Origin of the sequence: Oryzibacillus soli (genome assembly GCF_051594765.1) — a bacterium.
In the GTDB taxonomy this organism is placed as follows: domain Bacteria; phylum Bacillota; class Bacilli; order Paenibacillales; family NBRC-103111; genus Paenibacillus_AR.
Genome location: NZ_JBPPGJ010000014.1, coordinates 159,239 through 180,690, shown reverse-complemented (window position 1 = coordinate 180,690; position 21,452 = coordinate 159,239). Strand labels below are relative to the sequence as shown.

The 21,452-nt window shown below is 60.1% G+C and carries 16 protein-coding genes; all 16 read left to right on the top strand.

The window, feature by feature from the left end; genetic code table 11:
* A partial coding sequence (gene tnpA / locus ACSEXW_RS19525) for an IS200/IS605 family transposase (RefSeq protein ID WP_438447850.1) occupies window positions 1-407 on the top strand: 407 nt, incomplete at its 5' end.
* A 517-nt stretch (window positions 408-924) separates the two neighbouring features.
* Window positions 925-1,161, top strand: coding sequence for a tautomerase family protein (locus tag ACSEXW_RS19520; protein ID WP_438447849.1), 237 nt, complete (start codon window positions 925-927; stop codon window positions 1,159-1,161).
* A gap of 192 nt (window positions 1,162-1,353) precedes the next feature.
* Complete coding sequence (locus ACSEXW_RS19515; protein ID WP_438447848.1) at window positions 1,354-3,705, top strand: glycoside hydrolase family 88/105 protein; 2,352 nt, start codon at window positions 1,354-1,356, stop codon at window positions 3,703-3,705.
* The gene (locus ACSEXW_RS19510) at window positions 3,686-5,377 is read left to right on the top strand and encodes a DUF8769 domain-containing protein (protein ID WP_438447847.1); all 1,692 of its coding nucleotides are present in this window, start codon (window positions 3,686-3,688) and stop codon (window positions 5,375-5,377) included. The genes ACSEXW_RS19515 and ACSEXW_RS19510 overlap by 20 nt, the downstream gene beginning before the upstream one ends.
* Window positions 5,374-7,470 carry a beta-galactosidase gene (locus tag ACSEXW_RS19505; RefSeq protein ID WP_438447846.1) on the top strand — a complete coding sequence of 699 codons (2,097 nt, stop codon included), beginning with the start codon at window positions 5,374-5,376 and terminating at the stop codon, window positions 7,468-7,470. Before ACSEXW_RS19510 ends, ACSEXW_RS19505 begins: the two co-directional genes overlap by 4 nt.
* 151 nt (window positions 7,471-7,621) lie before the next feature.
* Window positions 7,622-8,590, top strand: coding sequence for an ABC transporter permease (locus ACSEXW_RS19500; protein WP_438447845.1), 969 nt, complete (start codon window positions 7,622-7,624; stop codon window positions 8,588-8,590).
* Between the two features lie 19 nt (window positions 8,591-8,609).
* Entirely contained in the window at window positions 8,610-9,485 is an 876-nt protein-coding gene (locus tag ACSEXW_RS19495) for a carbohydrate ABC transporter permease (RefSeq protein WP_438447844.1), read from the top strand.
* 126 nt (window positions 9,486-9,611) lie between these two features.
* Window positions 9,612-11,297, top strand: coding sequence for an extracellular solute-binding protein (locus ACSEXW_RS19490; RefSeq protein WP_438447843.1), 1,686 nt, complete (start codon window positions 9,612-9,614; stop codon window positions 11,295-11,297).
* A 166-nt stretch (window positions 11,298-11,463) separates the two neighbouring features.
* Window positions 11,464-13,704, top strand: a complete 2,241-nt coding sequence (locus ACSEXW_RS19485; protein WP_438447842.1) for a helix-turn-helix domain-containing protein — start codon at window positions 11,464-11,466, stop codon at window positions 13,702-13,704.
* A gap of 144 nt (window positions 13,705-13,848) precedes the next feature.
* Window positions 13,849-14,943, top strand: coding sequence for a GerAB/ArcD/ProY family transporter (locus ACSEXW_RS19480; protein ID WP_438447841.1), 1,095 nt, complete (start codon window positions 13,849-13,851; stop codon window positions 14,941-14,943).
* Window positions 14,944-14,960: 17 nt separating this feature from the next.
* Window positions 14,961-16,505 (top strand): spore germination protein, encoded by a 1,545-nt coding sequence (locus ACSEXW_RS19475; protein ID WP_438447840.1) that lies wholly within the window; start codon window positions 14,961-14,963, stop codon window positions 16,503-16,505.
* Window positions 16,502-17,611, top strand: coding sequence for a GerAB/ArcD/ProY family transporter (locus ACSEXW_RS19470; RefSeq protein WP_438447839.1), 1,110 nt, complete (start codon window positions 16,502-16,504; stop codon window positions 17,609-17,611). The genes ACSEXW_RS19475 and ACSEXW_RS19470 overlap by 4 nt, the downstream gene beginning before the upstream one ends.
* Window positions 17,608-18,831 (top strand): Ger(x)C family spore germination protein, encoded by a 1,224-nt coding sequence (locus tag ACSEXW_RS19465; RefSeq protein WP_438447838.1) that lies wholly within the window; start codon window positions 17,608-17,610, stop codon window positions 18,829-18,831. The genes ACSEXW_RS19470 and ACSEXW_RS19465 overlap by 4 nt, the downstream gene beginning before the upstream one ends.
* Window positions 18,832-18,835: 4 nt before the next feature.
* On the top strand, window positions 18,836-19,090 hold the full coding sequence (locus ACSEXW_RS19460) for a hypothetical protein (protein ID WP_438447837.1): 255 nt from the start codon (window positions 18,836-18,838) through the stop codon (window positions 19,088-19,090).
* A gap of 83 nt (window positions 19,091-19,173) precedes the next feature.
* Window positions 19,174-20,079: an ABC transporter ATP-binding protein gene (locus ACSEXW_RS19455; protein WP_438447836.1), complete on the top strand. Its 906-nt coding sequence runs from the start codon at window positions 19,174-19,176 to the stop codon at window positions 20,077-20,079.
* The gene (locus tag ACSEXW_RS19450; protein WP_438447835.1) at window positions 20,072-21,358 is read left to right on the top strand and encodes an ABC transporter permease; all 1,287 of its coding nucleotides are present in this window, start codon (window positions 20,072-20,074) and stop codon (window positions 21,356-21,358) included. The genes ACSEXW_RS19455 and ACSEXW_RS19450 overlap by 8 nt, the downstream gene beginning before the upstream one ends.
* Window positions 21,359-21,452 lie beyond the last annotated feature (94 nt).

Genomic DNA, 21,452 nt, shown 5'->3' with positions numbered 1-21,452 from the left:
AATATCGGAGACAAGTGGTATATGGAAAACTGAAAAGAGAAATTGGGAAGATCTTACGGGAGCTATGTGAACGAAAAGGAGTCGAAATCATCGAGGCAGAAGCCTGCCCGGATCATATCCATATGCTCGTAAGTATCCCACCAAAGCTAAGCGTATCGGAATTTATGGGATATCTCAAAGGGAAGAGCTCGCTCATGATATTTGATAAATTCGCAAATATGAAGTACCGGTACGGAAATCGGCAATTTTGGTGTAGAGGGTACTACGTCGATACGGTAGGACGGAATAAGAAAATCATCCAAGAATACATACGTAACCAACTCGAAGAGGACAAAAACTACGAGCAGCTAACGATGAAAGAGTTGATCGACCCGTTTACGGGTGAGTCGGTGAAAAAGGGCAGGTAACGAGGCCCCTTTTCAGGGGCTAGCCCGTGAACCCACGCGGTTGGCAGCCATTTCAGAGCGCCTTTAGGCGCCGGCTAGTAACATGCCCTTATAGGGCTAATGGAAGCCACCGGCTAAGCCGGTGGTTATGACTTGGAGTTCGACCGGGGGAGGATAACAGATTAATGCGATGAGTCGTATATCCGCATGATTTCGAGTCCTTGCCGTAACCAAAGGCACGGATGCCTTTGGTTGCACCGGGTAAAAAACAAAGTCCGATATCAAGGGCAAAAATGCCGTTTGTTAACCGGTGGAGGTGGAAAAGAGGATTCTCGCCCAGAATCAACGGCATAAATGACTTTCATCTAGTCCGATGATGGGGGAGATGTTGAACGAAGGGCAAATATGCCGTTGATCGGACGGAAGGGGTATGGGAGCTCAGCAGCTAGGCAGGTGGAAACAACTCCTTGGGCAAATCTTCCAATTTCTGATACTTCTCTGTATAATAGCTCTAAACCTAAGGGAAGGGGATAGCCGAATGCCGTTTATTACCGTGAAGGCCCTGGATGGAAAAACGACGGAGCAGAAGCGCGAGCTGGTCCGCCGGATTACCGATGCCGTGTCTGAAGTGTTTGAGGTCGAGAAGGATGTGATCTTTATCTTCTTCGAGGATTTGAAGCGGGAGAACTATGGCAAGAAGGGAGATCTGTTCCCTTACGTGGAGGGGCCTGGCGCGGTGAAGGAGCCGGAAGGCGAAGATGAGGGCGGCAAATAGTTCATTCGGAATTGATCATACAGGACGGAGTACCGCTGGGAGGGCTGACAACAGCCCGGACCGGATGCGGGGCTCCGTCTTTTTTGCGTCCGGGTGGATGCGCTTCCACATCTATTATCGCAAATCATGTTTATTGAGCGTCCTCCGGCGGCGGGGTTAGACTAGGCACACACCAAAGGAGGAGAGAAAACGATGACGCACTATTTCGAAGCCGGCCGGGGCATCCTTCGTGCAACCGGCGGAGAGCCCGCATCCGTTCTGGATGCCGTGGCTTCCCGATATATCGGAGCGAACCCGAAGCTCCCCCATGTCTTCCGGGTCCATCCTTCACATGGCGTGCGCATGGACCGGCACGGAGGCTACTGCTTCGAGCTGGAGCGCTGGTACGCAGACGCTCCCGTAGGCTCGGTGGTCTGTGCCTGGGCCAAGGTCTGGAGCGACAAGGATGCCGGCCTGCCCTTGGCTGTCCGCTGCCGCGGTCCCTTGACCGTTAGCGTGAACGGAGAGACGGCCTTCCGCTCCTGGCACCAACTGGAGACCGTCCATGAAATAAGGAGCCCCTTCACGGCCAAGCTGCGCCGGGGGTGGAATCATCTGGTGCTGACCTTCGAGCGGACGCTGATTGGCTTCGGGGGCGTGCTCGGAGCGGCGCATCCGAAGTGGGTGCCCTTCCACGTTCTGGCGCCGTCCCTAGAGCGGGACGGGCAGGCCGGGTGGATCCTGGCGGGGCCCTTCGACGACGCGGGGGACGCGCAGGCATTGATCGCCCGGACCGCCGAAGCGCCGGAGGCGGCCGAAGGGCCGCTGGCGGAATCGGCCATCGGGTGGAGCTGGCTGCCGGAGCTGGAGTGGCCGGAGGCTGCGGGAGCGGCGAAAGCAGCAGCGGCGGGGCAGCCGGAGGCAGGCGCAGCTCCGGCAGGCGAGGCGGCGCTGGAGCGTCGGCCCGTCGGCCAGCTGCGGCGGATGTACGCGGAAGCCGCCGCCGGCGAGTCCGCCTACGGCTGGACGCGGTGGACCGCCGAAGCCAGCCCTGTCCCGGCGGCCACCCACGCCGCCGGCTTCACGCTCCGCGGCCGCTTCCGCGGCGATGCCGCCGTCTACGTGGACGGCGCCGAGATCGGGCGCATCGCCGCCCCGGATTGGATGGAGGCGGAGTTTCACTTCATCGCCGCCGCAGGGCCGCATGACCTGCTTCTGCGCAGCGAGTGCCCTGCCGGCGGGGGGGAGTGGGGCTTCACGGCGGAACTGCGGAACGCAGACGGAACTCCCGTCGCGTTCTGCTTGCCGGCCCCGGTACAGGGCGCCGGCGACAGCGCATGGCTGTACGCCGGTCCATTCCCGGCAGGCGAAACGCTGGAGCCGGATCGGCTGACCACCCTTTACCGCCTGCCGGAGTGGGAGGGACGCGCCGCTTACTGGAGGCTTGACAAGCCCGGCCAGCACATCCGCGTCTACGCCGAGAATCCTCAATACGGGAAGTGGAGCTACCCCCTGGGGGTCACGCTCTACGGTCTGCTGGAGGCCGGACGCACACTCGGCCGGACGGACCTGGTCCGCTACGTGCTGGACCATATGGAGGCCTGCACCTCCCTCTACCGCTACAGCCTATGGGACGCCCAAGAGTACGGCATGCCGTCCGTGAACCATCTGCTGGCCACTATGGACATGCTGGATGACTGCGGCTCCCAAGGCTCGGCGCTGCTCGAATCCATGAAGGACGGCATGCCGGCGGGGGCGGAGGAGGTGGTCCGAGCCATCGGCGCCTATATGCGGGACCAGCAGGAGCGCCTGCCTGACGGCGCCTTCTACCGGGACCCGCCGGACATCCCCTTCAACCGCGACACCCTGTGGGCGGATGATCTCTACATGAGCACGCCGTTCCTGGTTCGGTATGCGGCGCGGACAAGGAACAAAGCGTACTTGGACGATGCCGCCCATCAGTTCCTGAAGTTCCGGGACTATCTGTTCATGCCCGACCGGAAAATCATGAGCCACGTCTACTTCGTCCGCCACGGCAAGGCCAACGGCATTCCGTGGGGCCGGGGCAACGGCTGGACCGTGTTCTCCCTGTCCGAGCTGCTGCCGGCCCTCCCGGAGGAGCATCCGGCGCGGGCGGAGCTGCTGCAGCTCTTCCGCGACCAGTGCGAGGGCTATCTGGCGCTCCAGGGGAAGGACGGCCTCTGGCACAATCTGCTGACAGACCCCGGCTCCTTCGAGGAGTCCTCCTGTACGGCCATGTTCCTCTACGCCTTCGCTAGAGGCATCCGGTACGGATGGCTGGAGGAGCCAAGGCTGTATGAGACAGCCGTCCGGCGGGCCTGGGAAGGGCTGTGCGGCCGGGCTGTGGACGCTACGGGCAATCTCTATGGCGTGTGCCAGGGCTCCGGCTATTCCTTTTCGGCCCAATATTATAAGAACGGCTTAAGCGCCGTCACCAATGACACCCATGGCGTCGGCATCGTACTGCTGGCGGGCGTGGAGCTGATCCGGTTGAACCGGCATCTATACGGGGAGGGTTCCGACCATGCAGATGAGCAAGGATGAGCTGCTGAAGCAGCTGGAGAAGGATGAAGACCGCTACAACCCGGAGGTGGGATTGCTTCGCATTCCCTTGGACGGCCCCGGCTACCATACGACCTTGACCAAGGAGAAGACCCCGTTCGTCCACACCATACGGGAGAGCCTGACCTATGCCCACCGGCTGCTGGAGAGCGGGATTCCGGCCTATGGGGAGCGGGCGCCGGGCATCATTGACCGGGTGCTGAAGCTCCAGGAGACGGACCCGTCCAAGTCCACCTACGGCATTTGGCCTTGGTTCTGGGAGGAGTCTCTCGACGAGATGTCGCCGCCGGACTGGAACTGGGCCGATTTCCTGGGCAAAAGACTGCTCCTGATCCTCTTCGGCCATGAGGACCGGCTGGCTCCCGCGCTGAAGGAGCGGATGGGGCAGGCCATCTTCCGGGCCTGCGACGCCATCATCAAGCGCAACGTCGGGCCCCACTACACCAACATCGCCATCATGGGGGCCATGGTGACGCTGCTGGCGGGCGAACGGTTCGGCCGAACCGATTACCTGGATTACGGGCTCCGGCGGCTGGAGACCTTCCATGCCTACACCGCCCGAACGGGGAACTTCGAGGAATTCAACAGCCCCACCTACACCTCCGTCGCCATCGAAGAGATTCTGGATCTGGACCGGCACGTCCGGCATCCCCGGGCCAAGGCGCTCTGCGCCGAGCTGCTGCGGCTGGCCTGGGGGACGGTGACGGGGCATTACCACGTGCCCACCGGCCAATGGTCCGGCCCTCACAGCCGGTGCTACCAGTCGATCCTGCAGGGGTATCCATACGACTTCTTGTACCGGCTGGACGGCTGTCCAGAGGATCTGACCCGGCTGCTGTCGGACCCGGCGCCCCGGGAGTTGAAGGACCTGGTCAAGATCCAGCAGGAGGAGCCTTCCTTCCGGATTCACGCCTACACCTATATGGATGAGCGGGTCTCGCTGGGAACCTTCGACCGGGAGATCATGTGGAACCAGCGCCGGAATCTGATCGCGTATATGAACAATGGCCGGAAGCCGGGCTATGTGCAGCTCCGCTTCCTGAAGGACGGGCGGGACTTCGCATCCGCCGTCTTCCTCTCCGCCCAGCGGAAGCTGGACGTGCTCTTCGGCATCGGCTTCGCCACCGACGGCGGAGATTGGACGCCCGTGATGGACATGGTCCACGGAGCCTTTGAGGCCCATGATCTCCGGCTGCGCCTGGAGGTCGGAGGCTCCCTCGACGGGGTCGAGCTGCCGAAGCCGGCCGGTCCGGCGGGCAGCTGGGAGCTTCAGCTGGATGCCGTGAAGCTGAAGCTGCAGTGCGGGCCCGGCGAGTTCCTGGGCCAGCGGCCGGCGGACCGGTGGGAGATCAGCCGGAGCCCGGACCGGATCTGCCTCGACTTCGTCTTCTACAGCGGAGCCCGGCAGGGCTTCCGGCTCCAGGACATGGAGCGGGCCTTCTTCACGGCTGCGCTGACCCTCGGTACGGATCCGGAGACTCCGGCGCTCCGTGCGGCCGAAGAGCTAGCCGGAGTGGTGGAGCTCCGGCTGCCCGCTGGAGCTGCGGGCGTTCCGCTGGAGCTGCGGATGCCCGTCAAGCCCGGTCCCATCCATGCTTATTACCATGCCCGGGAGCAATCCGAACCGAAGTCCGAAGGGAGTGTCCGCCCATGATCAAGCTGACCAAAATGCCGTACGGCGGCGATTACAATCCGGAGCAGTGGCCGGAGGAGGTCTGGGAAGAGGACATGCGTCTCTTCCGGCAGGCCGGCATCGATATGGTATCCGTTAATGTGTTCGGCTGGGGACGCATTCAGCCGGAGGAGGATGTCTATGACTTCGGCTGGCTGGACCGGGTGCTGGACCTGCTGCAGGCCAACGGCATCCGGGCCTGCCTGGGCACCGGAACCGCAGTCTATCCCTCTTGGCTGGGACGCAGGCATGCGGAGCTGCAGCGGGTGGATTTTCAGGGGCGCAAGCGCAAGTACGGGGGACGGGCCAATTTCTGCCCGAACAGCCCGGTCTTCCGCCGGTACGCCTCGGCCCTAACGGAACGGGTGGCGGAGCGCTACAAGGACCATCCCGCTCTGGCCATTTGGCACGTGTCCAACGAGTACAACGGCTACTGCTACTGCGACAACTGCGCGGACGCGTTCCGGCGCTGGCTGAAGGAGCGGTACGGGTCGGTGGAGCGGGTGAACGAGGCTTGGAGCACCTCCTTCTGGAACCACCTCTACTACGATTGGGAGGATATCGTCACGCCGACGGAGACCACCATCTTCTGGGGCGATTCCAAAGCGAGCTATTCCGGCATGGTGCTGGACTATATGCGCTTCCAGTCCGACAGCCTCCTGGAATGCTACCGGATGGAGCGCGCCATCCTGAAGCGGATCACGCCGGGCGTTCCGGTGACGACCAATTTCATGGGGTACTGGAAGGAGCTTGATTATTTCAAGTGGGCCCGGGAGATCGACGTGATCACCTGGGACAGCTATCCGGAGCCGGGGCATACGCCCGCCCGGACCGCCATGTGGCATGACCTCATGCGAGGCCTGAAGGGCGGCCAGCCCTTCCTGCTGCTGGAGCAGGCGCCCGACCATGCGCAGTGGATGGATTACAACGTGCCCAAGCGCCCCGGCGTCATGCGGCTCTGGAGCTATCAGGCAATGGCCCGCGGCGCGGACTCTGTCATGTTCTTCCAGCTCCGGCAGTCCCGCGGAGGCGGGGAGAAGCTGCACGGGGCGGTGATTCCCCATGCCGGGCACGGCGGTACCCGCGTCTTCCGCGAGGTGGCGGCCTTAGGCGGGGAGCTGGAGTGCCTCGGGGATACGCTGGTCGGGGGTGTGACGCCCGCCCGGATCGGCCTCCTGTTCGACTGGGAGATCTGGTGGGCCCTGGAGCTGTGCGCCGGACCGACCAAGGATCTGAAGTATATCGACCAAGTGCTGAAGGTCTACACTGCCTTCTACGATCAGAGCCTTCAGGTGGACCTGCTGCATCCGGACATGGACTTCGCCGGCTACGACATCCTGGCCGCGCCGGCCCTGTATATGGTGCCCGACGGGCTGGCGGAGAAGCTGGAGCGCTTCACGGCTGCCGGAGGCACCTTCATCACCACCTTCTTCAGCGGCTTGGCGGACGCCCATGACCGGATCGTGACGGGCGGATATCCCGGACCGCTCCGGAAGCTGCTCGGCATCTGGGTGGAGGAGAGCGACATTCTGCTGCCGGGCGTGAAGAACCGGGTGGTCGCACCGCAGCCTGCCCCGGCCCATACCAGCCAAGCCGATGCAGCGCACACGACTCCGGAAGCGCCGCTGCTCCAGCCGGGGGAAGCCTTCGACTGCACCCTCATGTGCGACATTCTGCATACCGAAGGGGCGGAGGTTCATGCCGTATACGGCGGCGATTATTATGCGGGCACTCCGGCAGTCACCTGCAACCGGTTCGGTGAGGGAGAGGCGTGGTATGTGGCAACGGATGCCGATCCCCGCTTCATGGCCGGATGGGTCCGTCGGGCCGTCCGCAAGCATGGGATCGCCCCAGTGCTGGAGACCCCTGTCGATGTCGAGGCGGCTCGAAGGGTGAAGGACGGGATAGCCTTCATCATCGTCCTGAACCATGCCGCAGAGTCCCGGACCGTCCGCTTGAATGAGGCCTGCACCGATCTTCTGAGCGGCCGTCTCTTGTGCGGCGATGAGGAGCTGGAGCCTTACGGCGTCAGGCTTCTGGTCCATGCAGAGACCGGCGCAAGCCGCGTCCGATAAGCCTGAGCCAGGTCTATCGGGATCGCCGATATACCATTGCGTAAGTCGGCGGAACTGAAAGGATTGTATATTGCCCGGGCCCCCGGAAGCGGATTACATTGGGGCTACGGCAGCCAAGAATAGCCTGTACGAAATGAGAGGAGGGCTTCCCGTGGAGCATGCGGAATTGATTCAACAGCCTGCAGCCAAGCCTGTCGGCCGCAAGGCCAAACCCGCCCGGAAGCGCATAACCAAAAGAATATTGCGAGCGAACATTCCGCTCTACCTGCTTTTTATCCCCACCATCGCCTATTACATCACGTTCAAGTACATCCCGATGGGCGGCCTCGTCATCGCCTTCAAGGACTACAACTTCTTCGACGGCATTCTCGGCAGCCCGTGGGTGGGCCTGGATAACTTCCGGCTCATGTTCGAGAACCCGCTGATCTTCGGCATCATCCGCAATACCTTCATGCTGAGCTTCCTGGTTATCGCGACCGGCTTCATCCCGCCGATCCTGCTGGCCATTCTCCTGAACGAAGCGAAGAACATGGCGTTCCGTCGGGGGGTCCAGACCTTCGTCTACCTGCCCCACTTCCTGAACTGGGTTATCGTCGGCGGCTTCGTGGTCACGATCTTCGCCAACGGCGGCGTCATCAACAAGGTGATCGAGGCGCTGGGAGGCCAGGAGGTCAAGTTCCTCTACGAGGTCAAGTCCTGGATCGCCATCTTCCTCTCGTCAGGCATCTGGAAGGATGCGGGCTACGGTGCCATCATCTACCTGGCGGCCCTGTCAAGCATCGACCCGGCCCTGTACGAAGCGGCGGCCCTGGACGGCGCCTCCAAGTGGCGGCAAATGTGGCACATCACCCTGCCGGGCATCCGGCCCACCATCATCATCATCCTGATCCTCTCCATGGGCAAGGTGATGGACGTCGGGTTCGACCAGGTCTACAACCTGCAGAACTCCATCGTATCGGACTATTCCCAGGTCATCAGCACCTATTCCTATGAGGTCGGCATCCGGAAGAGCCAGTTCAGCATCACCGCGGCTCTCGGCCTGTTCGACTCCCTGCTGGCCCTGACCTTCGTCCTGACCGCCAATAAGCTGGCCAAAAAATTCGGACAGAACCTCTTCTGATCCGGGGAAGGAGCAACACATGAAAAGCACATGGGGCGAAAGGATCTTCTACCGGATCAATTACGTCTTCCTGTTTCTCTTGGCGCTCAGCTGTCTGGCGCCGATGCTACACGTCCTGTCCTTGTCCTTAAGCGATCAGACCTCCGTCATGTCGGGCATCGTGGGCATCTGGCCCAAGGGCTTCACGCTCTCCACCTACGAGGAGATCATCAAGGGCACCAACATTCTGACCGGCCTGAAGAACAGCATCATCATCACCGCCATCGGCACCAGTCTCAACATGCTCTTCACCATCACCGCCGCCTACCCGCTGTCCCGCAGCATCTTCCTCTTCCGCAGGGGGTGGTCGCTGGTCATCATCTTCACGATGCTGTTCGGCGGCGGCATGATTCCGATGTTCATCCTGATCAAGTCGCTGGGCCTGATCAATACCTACTGGGCTCTGTGGCTGCCCGGCGTCATCAGCGCCTATAACCTGCTCGTGTTGAAGAGCTTCTTCGAGAGCATTCCCGAGGAGCTGGTGGAGGCGGCCCGGATCGACGGCTGCCAGGAATGGCGCCTGCTCGTGAGTCTCTTCCTCCCCTTGTCCATGCCAGCCCTGGCGGCGCTGTCCCTCTTCTACGGAGTGGCCCATTGGAACAACTTCAACGGCGTGCTCTTCTACATCACGGATGCCACTAAGCAGAACCTGTCCGTCATGGTCCAGCAGATGATCGCCAACCAGCAGCTCTTGAATGAGCTGACCATGTTCGGCAACGAGGAGGTCAGCCATATGACCTCGGAAGGCCTGAAGGCCGCCGCTATCTTCATCATGCTGATTCCCATGCTCGTGGTGTACGTCTTCCTGCAGAAGTACTTTGTCAAAGGGGTCATGATCGGTTCCGTGAAGGGCTGATCCGGTCCGGTACCTCCAGATGAATTTGAAAGGGGTGATGCCCCGAGGCATCGGCAGCGCAGCATTTGATGAACCATAGTAATATGCGGGGGAAAAGGGTAAGATCACAATCAGGGAGGGTTTCCTTTGAACGCAAACATGAAAAAAGCACTCATGCTTTCCACCACTGTAGCCCTGACCGTCGGCCTGACGGCCGGCTGCGGCAGCGACAAGAGCACAGATGCGTCCTCCACTGCGGGGGCTTCCGCCGGAACCAAGTCAACAGCCGCTCCGACACCGAAGGAGAAGAAAGAGGTAACCGTCGAGGTGCTGGACCGCGGCGCCGTTCCGCCGGAGGAAGGCACCATCGACAAGAACCGCTGGACCGAATGGATCAATGCCAACGGCCCACACAAGATCACCTTCGTTCCGATCCCGTTCTCGGGCTCCGCAGACAAGGTTAACGTGCTGCTGGCCTCGGGCAGCGCGCCGGACATCCTGAACGAGACCAACGCCAACTTCCGCAACCAGCTGTACACCCAGAAGCAAGCGCTTGCGCTGGATGATCTGATCGCCAAGAACAGCACCGAATACAAGAAGCTGCTGGAGCAGTATCCGGGCCTGAAGAAGCTGGCTACCCGTCCTGACGGCAAGATGTACGAGATGGGCCGGATCTCCGCCCCGCTGCCCTCCATCTACTGGTTTATTCGGGAGGATTGGCTGAAGAAGCTGAACCTGGAAATGCCGAAGACCACCGACGACCTGTACAAGGTGGCCAAGGCCTTCGTGGAGAACGATCCGGACGGCAACGGCAAGAAGGATACCCTGGGCATGGCCTTCAGCAACGCGCACAGCCACATCGCGCTGGATACCACCTTCGGCAATGTGGAGTGGGCGCTGAAGGACGGCCAGATGGTCCGCGATTGGGACAACGCCCTGCAGCTGATCAAGTTCAAGAAGAAGCTGTTCGAGGAGGGCTTGGTCGACAAGGACTACCTGACCGACAAGAACGGCGACCGTGCCAAGCAGGACTTCATGAACGGCCGTCTGGGCATCTACGCGCTGAACAACGACACCACCATGCTGAACACCCTCTTCAAGAATGTGCCGACGGCGGACGTGAACATTCTGCCGCTGCCCAAGTCCCCGGCCGGACAATTCAACATGATCGTGAATCCGCCGTACCAGCTGACCACCATGATCAACCGCAGCGCCAAAAATCCGGAAGCCGCCATCGAGTTCCTCGACTTCCTGATCAAGGAGAATACCTCCAAGGTGCTGCGCGGCTATGACGAAGCCAGCAAGGGCACCGTCTACAACCTGAACGCCAACGGCTGTCCGGTGAATATCGACTCCGCCTCCTACGCCAAGAAGTACTACACCTCGGCTCTGCGGACATTGGCCTCCGACGCTCTCATGTTCGGCGGCAAGTGCAACTCCCGCGGCGCAGCGGTGGATAAGGACAAGGAGCCGAAGATCTACAAGGCTTGGCAGGCAGCGGAAGATGTGTATATGAACCCGAGCTTCCAGATGCCGCACGTCACCCATCCGGAATGGATGCCGACGCTGCCGAAGGATCTGCAGCTGATCGTCGACAACGTAGGCAGCTTCAACAACATGAGCAACAGCAAGCTGTATGACCTGGAAGCCCGCGCCATCGTCGACGGCGCCAAGTATTCGCCGGAGCAGGCCATCGCCGATGCGAAGGAACTCTGGAGCAAGGCCGGCGGCGCCAAGGTCGAAGAATTCTACAAGACCTGGTACGCTGAGAACAAAGACAAGGCTCTGTTGACCAAGGACATCTATGAAGCCATGAAGAAGATGCCCAAATAATGCGGTATGCGGCCGGCCCCTGCGGGGACCGGCTATTTGGGCGTTCCGGTTACGGAATGGTTGATTTTCCGGCAAAATGTATATTGCCCATCCGGAGCAATTCCGGTAACGTGAACGGTATAACCGGACCCGAACGAGCCGTCTTGGCCCGGAAGGAGAGAATCCCATGAGAAGAAAAGGCTACTATCGCTTGCTGCTGTCCTACATCCCGATCTTCTTCCTGGTCGTGCTGATCCTGGTGGCGACCTTCTTCCTGGCGATCAGCGAGCTGACACGGAAACAGACGGAGGAAGCGAACCGCCTGGTCACCGGGCAGGTCGTCCAGACCCTGGAGCAGTCCTTGTCCTCCATCGCCTACTCGTTAAAGAAGGAGGGGGAGAACAATACGGAGCTCCAGAGCTTCTTCCGTTCCTCCCAGGAGCCCAGCACCTTCGAGAAGTTCGGATTATGGAAGCAGCTGGAGGCGCTGAAGAGCACGATGCCTCTCTTGGACTCCATCTATATGGTCCGCTTCAAGGACGGCACTGTCCTGAATGAGGACCGGGTGACCGCCTTGTCCGGCTTCGGGGATCAGGAATTCATCAAGCGGGTGGAGGGGCTGCCGACGACCCTGTCCTGGTACGACCCCCGGATGTATACGGATCTCCAGCGGATGGACGGAAGCAAGAAAGTGATTTCCCTGGTGACCCCGTACCCGTTCTTCAACGGAGCGGAGGGCGTCATCGTGTCCAATATTAAGATCGAGGACCTGTACCGCATCATCGAGCCCTTCGAGAGCAACCGCCTGAGCTACATCAGTGTGGCGGACCGTTACGGCCATCCCTTGTTCGACCATGGGGTGAAGGCCAGCGGCAAGGAGGTCACCGTGCTGAAGTCCGCCTACACCGGCTGGACCTTCACCGGAGGCATCCGTTCGGACAGTCTGTTCGGGGTCATCTCCACCATGTCCCGGATCTACTTCCTGCTGGGCTTCCTGGCGGTGGTGCTGGGTGTGGTGATGCTGACCATCACGAGCCAGCGGAATTACAAGCCCATTGAGCTGATCCTGAACCGGATCCAGACCTACACGAACAAGAAGAAGGGCGAGCTCTTGTCCGGCAAGGGCGTGGACGATTATCAATTCATCGATTCGGCCTTCGAGAACCTGGTGGAGGTCGCCAATTCCTTCGAGGCCAAGTACGGCGAGAATCTGATCTACCGCAAGAAGGTGCTGCTCCTCCGGCTTATGGAGGGGGAACAGACCCTCTCCCGCGAAGAGTGGGAGGAGGAGATGGAGAAGCTGGGCCTCCCCGGCGAATACCGGGAGCTTGCTGTGGGGGTCGTGGAAGTTGACCAGTATTCCGCCTTCACGTCCGCTTACACCAACCGCGACCAGGTCCTCCTGAAGTATGTCATCGCCAGCGTCTTCCAGGAGCTGGCCCAGGAGGCCAAGCTGCGGGTGATGGCGGAGTGGCTGTCTCCGGACCGGCTCAGCCTCTTGTTTCTCTCCGATGCCGGTAGCACCGTGGAGGCGGAGGCCCTCTACGCTGCGGTCTGCCGGAAAGCGGTGGATTGGGTACGCAAGAATCTGAGCCATACCATTACAGTGGGACTAAGTCCGGTTTCCCTGCGTATGGAGGAGCTGGCTGTCCTCCGGCAGAACGGAGAGAAGGCGCTGCAGCTTAAGATCACCTACGGAGGCAACCGGCTGATCACCTACCGGGAGGTTCCGGAGGATAAGGGGGGCGACCTGTCCCGTCCGCTGCAGCTGATCCGACCGCTCGTCCAGGCGCTGCGCAAGGGCGAGGAATGGGAGGGACCGCTCACGCAGCTGTTCGAAGCCGTGCGTTCCGGCTTCCTGTCCAAGGAGGATCTGAACGGACTGTTCCGGTTCCTGCTGTTCAACCTGAGCCAGGAGATGTCCACCCAGTCCCAGGAGATGCAGCAGTATTGGCAGGCCACGGCGGCTCCCAGGCTGGATAAGGCGCTGGAGACCTCCGAATCGCTGGAGGAGCTGGAGTCGGCCTGGACCGAAGAGCTGACCGAGATTATGGGTCAGGTGTCCGCCTTCCGGAAGCGGAAGGTGAACTCTCTTCTGATCCACAAGGTGAAGCAGTATCTCCAGGTCCATTATGCCAACCCGGATCTCTCCTTGAACCACCTGAGCGACGAATTCCAATACAGCACGGCCTACCTCAGCACCATGTTCAAGGAAGAGTTCGGAGAGAAGTTCGTGGATTATCTGGTCCGGATCCGGATGGAGCAGGCGCAGCAGCTCCTGCTCGAAACCGATGATCCGATTCAGGACATTGCGCTCCGGGTCGGTTATAACCATTCGATTTCCTTCATCCGGATGTTCAAGAAGTGGTCTGGCATGACTCCAGGGGATTACCGCAAGCAGAAGCTGGTCGATAAGGTACGGACATAAGGAATGAAGCCCCAGACGGGTGTACGGCACTTAAGCCGCGCACCCGTTTTTTTGTTGCTGTACGGGAAATTGGCGGTCAATGCATAGTGATGTAAGCTTTGGAAAAGAATATCTTCCAATGATACGGACGGAGAGGGTCTTCCTATGGTGCGGATCAGCAAGCGGCAGTTAGCTTCCATGATCATCCTGTTCGAAGTCGGCAGCTCCCCGCTCTTCTTGTTGGCCAGCGAGGCGAAGCAGGACGCATGGATCGCCGTATCCATGGCCATGCTGGCCGGATTGGCCCTTCTTCGCTTTGTCTTCCTTGCCATCCAGAAGCAGGAGCCGGACCGGAACCTGGTAGAGATCAGCCGGCGCTACATGGGGCCGTATCTCGGATACGTCTTTTCGGGCGCCTTCGTGTTGTATTTCATGTATTCCTCCATGCGCAACGTCAGGGAATTCGGGGATCTGACCATTCTCTATCTGCTTCCCGGAACGCCTCTCGGCTTCATCATGTTCGTCTTGGTGTTCACCACCTCCTACGCGGTCTACAAGGGGGTGGAGGTGCTCTTCCGGGTGTCGGAATTCCTGCTTCCGTTGGTCTTCCTCATCTATTTTCTTCTATTCGCAGCTTTTGCGGTTACGGGCTTGTTCAAGCTGGAGCGGCTTTTGCCTGTATTGAACCAAGATCTGCTGACCATCGCCGACGCCGGACTCCCGGAGGTCATCTCCTTTCCCTTTGGAGAGGTGGCGGTCTTCCTGATGTTCTGGAAGTATTCGTCCGACAAGAAACGTTTGGTCTCCGTCTCCGTGCTGGCCTATGTCCTGGCGGGCGTGTTCTTGGTCGGAACGACGGTGGTGCTCATCGCTGTGCTGGGGCCGCTGGCCGGCACGGGAGGCATCCCGATGATGCTGGCAGCCAGCATGATCGAGCTCTCCCGGGTAGTGGAGCGGATGGACCCGCTGGTGGTCCTGCTGCTTTATACGGGGGTGATCATGAAGCAGACCCTCTATTTTTTCGGAGCGGTGCTGGCCGTGTCGACCATGACCCGGATTCCTTGGAGGCGGCTGGTGTTTCCCATGGGGGTGATGCTCTACCTCTCCTCCTTCGCCTTCCGGAGTCTGATGCAGCATGTGTGGGTGGGCTTCAAGCTGAACACCAAGTACCATTTCCCAATCTTCACGATCCTTCTGCCGATCGTTCTGTGGCTGGTCATGAGAATTAGAGGCAAGCCGAAGCCGGAGCAGGCCAAATGACAGAGGAGGGACATCCCATGGGGGAAGCCCTGTACCCGCAGCTGGAGCGGAATCTGGAGGCCCTTAAGGACCAATTCGTCGAGAACACCGATATCATCGTCAAAAAGATGGTCAACCGGGGGGCTGGGCTCCGGCTGGCTGCGATCTACATTCAGGGGATCGTCGATCATCGGATCATGAACCGCGACGTGATCCAGCCGCTGCTGGCGCCCGGCTTCGGCCTGCCGAAGGACGATCCGGACGGGCTCCCATCCGTCGATCTGATCTGCTATCTGACCGAGGAATACCTTCCGGTAGGAGGGATTATTCAGGTTGACACCTTCGACATGCTGCTGGAATATTTGTTCCGCGGCTTCACCATCGTCCTCTTGGACGGGTATGGCAGGGGACTGGCGGCCAATACGACCGGCGGCGAGAAGCGCAACGTGGAGGAGCCCAGCTCCCAGACCGTCATCCGCGGGCCCAAGGAGGGCTTCGCGGAGAGCCTGCGGGTGAACCTGTCCCTGATCCGGCGCAGGATCAAGTCTCCCCAGCTCTCGTCGGAGCTGATGCGGATCGGGAATGTGACCCAGACGGACATTGCCTTGGTCTACATCAAGGGGATTGCGAAGGAGGAGACGGTGGATGAGGTCCGCCGCCGTCTCGGGAGCATCGACACGGACAGCATCCTGGAGAGTAACTATATCGAGGAGTTCATTCAGGATTCCACCCTCTCTCCCTTTCCCACCATCATCAATACGGAGCGCCCGGATGCGGCGGCGGCGGGGCTCTTAGAGGGTCAGGTCGTTGTGATCGTAGACGGCTCCCCCTTCGTGCTTCTGGCTCCGGTGCCCTTCGTCAGCTTCTTCCAAGCCAGCGAGGATTATTACGCGAGACCCGATATCGCCACCTTCCTTCGCGTGATCCGGTTTGCCTCGTACTTCATCTCCATGATGCTGCCGGCCGTATATATTGCGACCACCACATTCCATCAAGAGATGCTGCCCACCCCGCTGCTGATCAGCTTGGCCGCTCAGCGGGAGGGGGTGCCGTTCCCCGCCATCATCGAGGCGCTGCTGATGGAGCTGACCTTCGAGGTGCTCCGGGAAGCGGGGGTCCGGATGCCCCGGGCCATCGGTCCCGCCATCTCCATCGTCGGCGCGCTGGTGCTGGGGCAAGCGGCGGTATCGGCGGGCTTGGTGTCGGCGGCGATGGTCATCGTAGTTTCGTTTACGGCCATCTCGAACTTCGTCATCCCTTCCATCAGCATGTCTATCTCGGCCCGCCTCCTCCGGTTCACGATGATGATCCTGGCCGGTACCTTCGGCTTGTTCGGCATCATGTCCGGGCTCATGATCATTCTGATCCACATGACCGGCCTTCGGTCCATGGGAGTGCCCTATCTCTCCCCGCTTACACCGACAAGGTTCAAGGATATGAAGGATATTCTGATCCGATTCCCGCTGAACCGCATGAGCCTGCGTCCGACCTTCCTTACGAAGCCTTCCGACCGCAGAAGACAGGGGAAGCCCAAAAAGCCGCCCAAACCGGGGGACAACGCGGAAGGGGGATCGCCACCATGAAGCCGATGATAACCAATATCCAAGCGATCGTCCTGTTGTACACCACCGTGACGCCCACTGCGATTCTGACGATTCCGGGGGTGGTGATGACCCACGCCAAGCAGGATGCCTGGATCTCCATTCTGATGGCGACCTTGTTGGGCGTCTGCGCAGCGCTGCTCGTCGGAACGATTGTGGCACACAATCCCGGCATCACCGTTCAGGCCTGGGTGACCCGGCGCCTGGGACGGTTCGCCGGTACGGCGGTCAGCCTGCTGCTGGCCTATTACTACATCACCATCTCCACCATTATTTTGCGGGAGTTCACCGGCATCATGACCAGTCAGATCCTGCCGCATACCCCGATCTTCATCGTCATGATCATCATTCTGATCGTAACGGGCTATGCCGTGGTGTCGGGCTTGGAGGCCATCGCCCGTTCGAATGTCTTCGTCACGGCGATCTCTATGGTGCCTTATTTCTTCAGCCTGCTGCTGTTCCAGAAGCTGATCGATTTCGGCCGGCTATGGCCCTTCTTCCAGCACCCGCCGGGAGTATTGGCTTATAGCGGCCTCCTTCCGGCAGGCTGGTTCTCCGAGATCGCTGTGCTCTTGATCCTCGCGCCATACCTGAAACACCGCAGCAAGGCGAGGAAGATCGCGCTGTGGGGCGTGGGGCTATCAGGCTTTCATCTGACGGTCACCGTGATTCTGGCCATTCTGGTCTTTGGCCCGAATCTGCCCCAGCTCTATCAATACCCCAGCTTCAGCATGATCGAGGTTATCCGTATCGGGACTACATTGGAACGGATCGACATCCTGTTCTCTGCCTTCTGGATCTGCACCATCTACATCAAGATGGCGATTTTTCTGTTCGGGGCCTATCACTGCCTGCTGGAGGCGCTGCACCTCCGCCCGTCCAAGACGTTATTGGGCGCACTGCTCTTGTTCATCATGCTGTCGTCGGTGTCCTCCTACCGGGACGACGTGCATTTCGGACAGGTGAACCGGTGGGGAACGCCCTATGAGCTCCTGTCCTTCAACCTGCTCCTGCCACTCCTGATCGGCATCGGCCTCTGGCTCCGCCGGGACCGTCCGCCCAAGCCAAAGGGGGAATCCGCCGTATGAGGCCCATCAAGATAAGGAGGCTGGTCTGGCTGCCGGTCCTGCTCCTGCTGGCCGGCTGCTGGGACCGGTCGGAGCTGAACGAGCTGTCCATCACCTCCGCTACGGCCATCGACAAGGAAAAGGACAATTGGAAGGTTTCTTATCAAGTTATTATTCCCGGAAGTATCTCCGGATCAGGCGGTCTGGGTGGAGGGGGGGCCACCTCGGGTCAAGCGCCCATCATCGTCCATTCCGTCACCAGCAAGACCATCCGGGAGGCAGCGGCGCTGAGTCATCTGGAGACCCCGCGGAAGCTGTATATCGGCCACAACAGCACGCTGGTCATCAGCGAGAAGGCTGCCAGGGAAGGGGTCAGTCCGATCCTCGACATTTACCTTCGGAACCACGAGGCCCGGGAGACGGTCAGCGTCGTCGTCACCTCCGGGGAGGCCCGGAGCATCCTGGAGCAGCTGATGAGCATCGAGCGGATTCCGGGCCAGGGCATCCAGCGGCTGCTGGAGCAGGAACAGAAGAACCTGTCCTACGTCGCCAACGTGCGGCTGTATCAGCTTACGATGGACTTGCTGGGAGAGCCGAAGACAGGAGTCCTGCCCGAGATCATGATCTCCGGTTCGGGGGATCTGACCAAGCAGGACAAGCTGAAGGGTACCAGTCAGCCGGCCAAGCTGAAGCTGGGCCGCCTTGCGGTTATCCGGGAGAACAAGATGATCGGCTGGCTGTCCCGGGAGGAGGCGCTGGGAACGGCTTTCTTGAAGAATAAGGTGGAGGGGACGCAGATGCCGTTCTCCTGCACCGGAGACGATAAGAAGCTGGACGCCACGTACCTCCTGACGGGTTCCAAGACGGAGATTAAGCCCAAGCTGAATCCCGATACGAAGTCCTTCGACATTCAGGTGGAGATCAAGTCCAAGGGGCGGCTGAACGAAGCGGACTGTGCCCTGGATCTTCTGGACCCCGGAGTGATCCGGAAGATGGAGGAGAGTATCGCCAAGGAGATCGAACGTTCCTCCATGTCCGCCTGGGAGGCGGTCAACCGGATGGATGCCGATGTGATCGGGCTGTCCTCGATCATCCAGCGGAAGAACCCCAAAGAGTGGAAGCGGATGAAGCAGGAGAAGAAGACGGACTGGAAGTCCATGAAGCTGACGGTCAAGGCTCAGGTGACACTGGAACGGATCGGACTAAGCAACAAGGCATTCCGGAAGATGATGGAGGACTGATCGGGTGGACGTATGGGGAAGCACCATGGTGATTCTATTGTTCTTTGCAGGCTGTTGGGTGTTGGGTCTTCGCGCGCTTAAGAAAGATGGGCGGATGCGGGAGAAGCTGGGCTTCACGTTTTTCCTCGGCTGGTGCGTGTATTTGTTTCTCTCGAAGCGGCTGGGGATGCCTCCCTTCACGCCGCAGACGGCCAATGAATGGCTGTTTCTGCCGATCGGACGCTGGGTGGAGAGCATCGTTATCGGGAATGTGAAGTAAATGGAGAAAAAGTTTGGATCAGAATGAACTTTTTTCCGGTCTGTCCCGTATGAAGAGGGAGTGTATCGGAAAGGAGATTTGCCATGAGCGTATTGGAAGTGGCAAACGTCAGCAAGCAGTATGGGGACAAAACGGCGGTCAACGGGATCCAGCTCCAGGTCGACCGGGGGGAGATCTACGGACTGCTTGGCGCCAACGGCGCAGGGAAAACAACGACAATGAGGATGGTGCTGGGGCTGATCTACCCGGATGAGGGGCAGATTCTCTACAAGGGAAGGCCGTACTCCAAGGAGATATCCCGGCTTCTGGGCTACCTGCCGGAGGAGCGCGGGCTCTATCCGAAGGTTAAGATCAGCGATCAGCTCGTGTATCTGGCCCGGCTGAAGGGGATGTCCCGCAAGGCGGCAGACGAGAGCCTGCGCCGGTGGCTGGACCGGTTCAACGTGCCGGAGTATTACGGCAAGAAGGTGGAGGAGCTCTCGAAGGGGAACCAGCAGAAGATCCAATTCATCGCCGCGGTGATTCACAATCCGGAGATCCTTATCCTGGACGAAGCGTTCAGCGGGCTGGATCCGGTGAACGTGGAGCTCTTGAAGACTACGGTGAAGGAGCTTCGGGACCAGGGCACCTGCATTCTGTTCTCAACCCACCGGATGGAGCACGTGGAGGAGCTGTGCCGCAACATGACCATCCTACACAAGTCCAACACGGTGCTGAAGGGGAATATCAAGGAGATCAAGAGCTCCTTCCCCAAGGAACGCATTATGCTCGGAGTCTCCAAGGAAGTGGAGGGTCTCGCGGAGCTCGAAGGCGTATCGGAGGTGAAGCGGGGCGAGAACGGCTATGAGCTCCGGATCACCCATCCGGGGGCGGCCCGGCGGATCCTGTCCGCGGCTCTGGAGCAGGCCGACGTGCACCGGTTCGAGGTTATGGAGCCGACCTTGAACGAGATTTTCATCCGTGCCGTAGGAGGGGACGTCCATGAATAACGGAATGTTTACGGTAATGGGCTTCACGATGCGGAATAAATTCCGGTCCAAGTCCTTCATCGTCACATCGGTCATCATCGCCGTATTGGTCAGCGTAGCGGTCAATCTTCCTTATCTCATCTCCCTCTTCACCGACGATAAGCCGGCTCAGGTGGGCGCCGCGGCGGGCGATCTGCCGGGCAGGCTGGAGCAGTATTTCGCATCCCAAGAGGAGCCGGGCGTCATCATCAAGCAGTTCCCGGACCAGGGCTCCAAGGAGGCCAACGAGAAGCTGCTGAAGGATAAGCTCTCGAGCGGCGAGATCAAGGGTTATCTGGAGTTCGGCGCCAACACGGAGCTCGGCTTCCCCAAGGTGACATACAAGTCGACGTCCACCATGGATTTTGGCTTGACGGGCAAGCTGCAGAACGGGCTCCAATATCTGAAGAACGAGTCCATCGCCAAGGATCTGCCGAAGGAGACGCTGCAGCGTATTCTGGCGCCCGTAGCCATCGAGAGCGTGCAGATCTCGACCACCGAAGGCGGGGCGGGCTCCGTCGGCAACGGCAAGACAGCTGAGGAGGTGGGCCTCTCCACCGGCCTGGTCTATGCGATGATCATCCTGCTGTTCATGGGCGTCATGATCACCGGCCAGCTCATCGCCACGGAGATTACAGCGGAGAAGAGCTCCCGCGTCATGGAGGTGCTGGTGACCAGCGTCTCCCCCTTGGCTCAGATGTTCGGCAAGATCATCGGCATGCTGCTGGTGGGACTCAGCCAGATCGCCCTCCTGGTCGCCGTGGCCTTGGGCAATGCGCTGCTGCCCCATAACGTCAGCACGCTGAAGGATATGAACATCCGCCTGGAGGATATCGACCCCGTGCTCTTGGCCTACGGTCTGCTCTTCTATCTGCTGGGCTACTTCCTGTATGCGACCGTATATGCGGCCGTGGGCTCCATCGTGAGCCGGACGGAGGACCTGGGCCAGGCGGTCATGCCGGTCACCTTCCTGTCCATGGGCGGGTTCTATCTGGCCATCTTCGGCCTGGCAACGCCGGACGCCACCTTCATCACGGTGACCTCCTACATTCCATTCTTCACGCCGTTCATCATGTTCCTCCGCCTGGGCGTAATCGATCCGCCGGTGTGGGAGGTATGGCTCTCCATCGCCATCATGATCGCGTCCATACTAGGGCTGGGCTGGCTCTCCGCCAAGATCTACCGCACGGGCGTGCTCCTCTACGGCAAGCGCCCGAGCCTGAAGGAGCTGCGCAAGGCCATGAAGGCGTATAAGGTGTAATAGATATCCAGTGGGGCCAAGTATGGTCTCCACTGGATGATTTGAATTGTGGGGCGTTATATGAACGAATCGCGGATTTGCTCCGCAAAAAAAG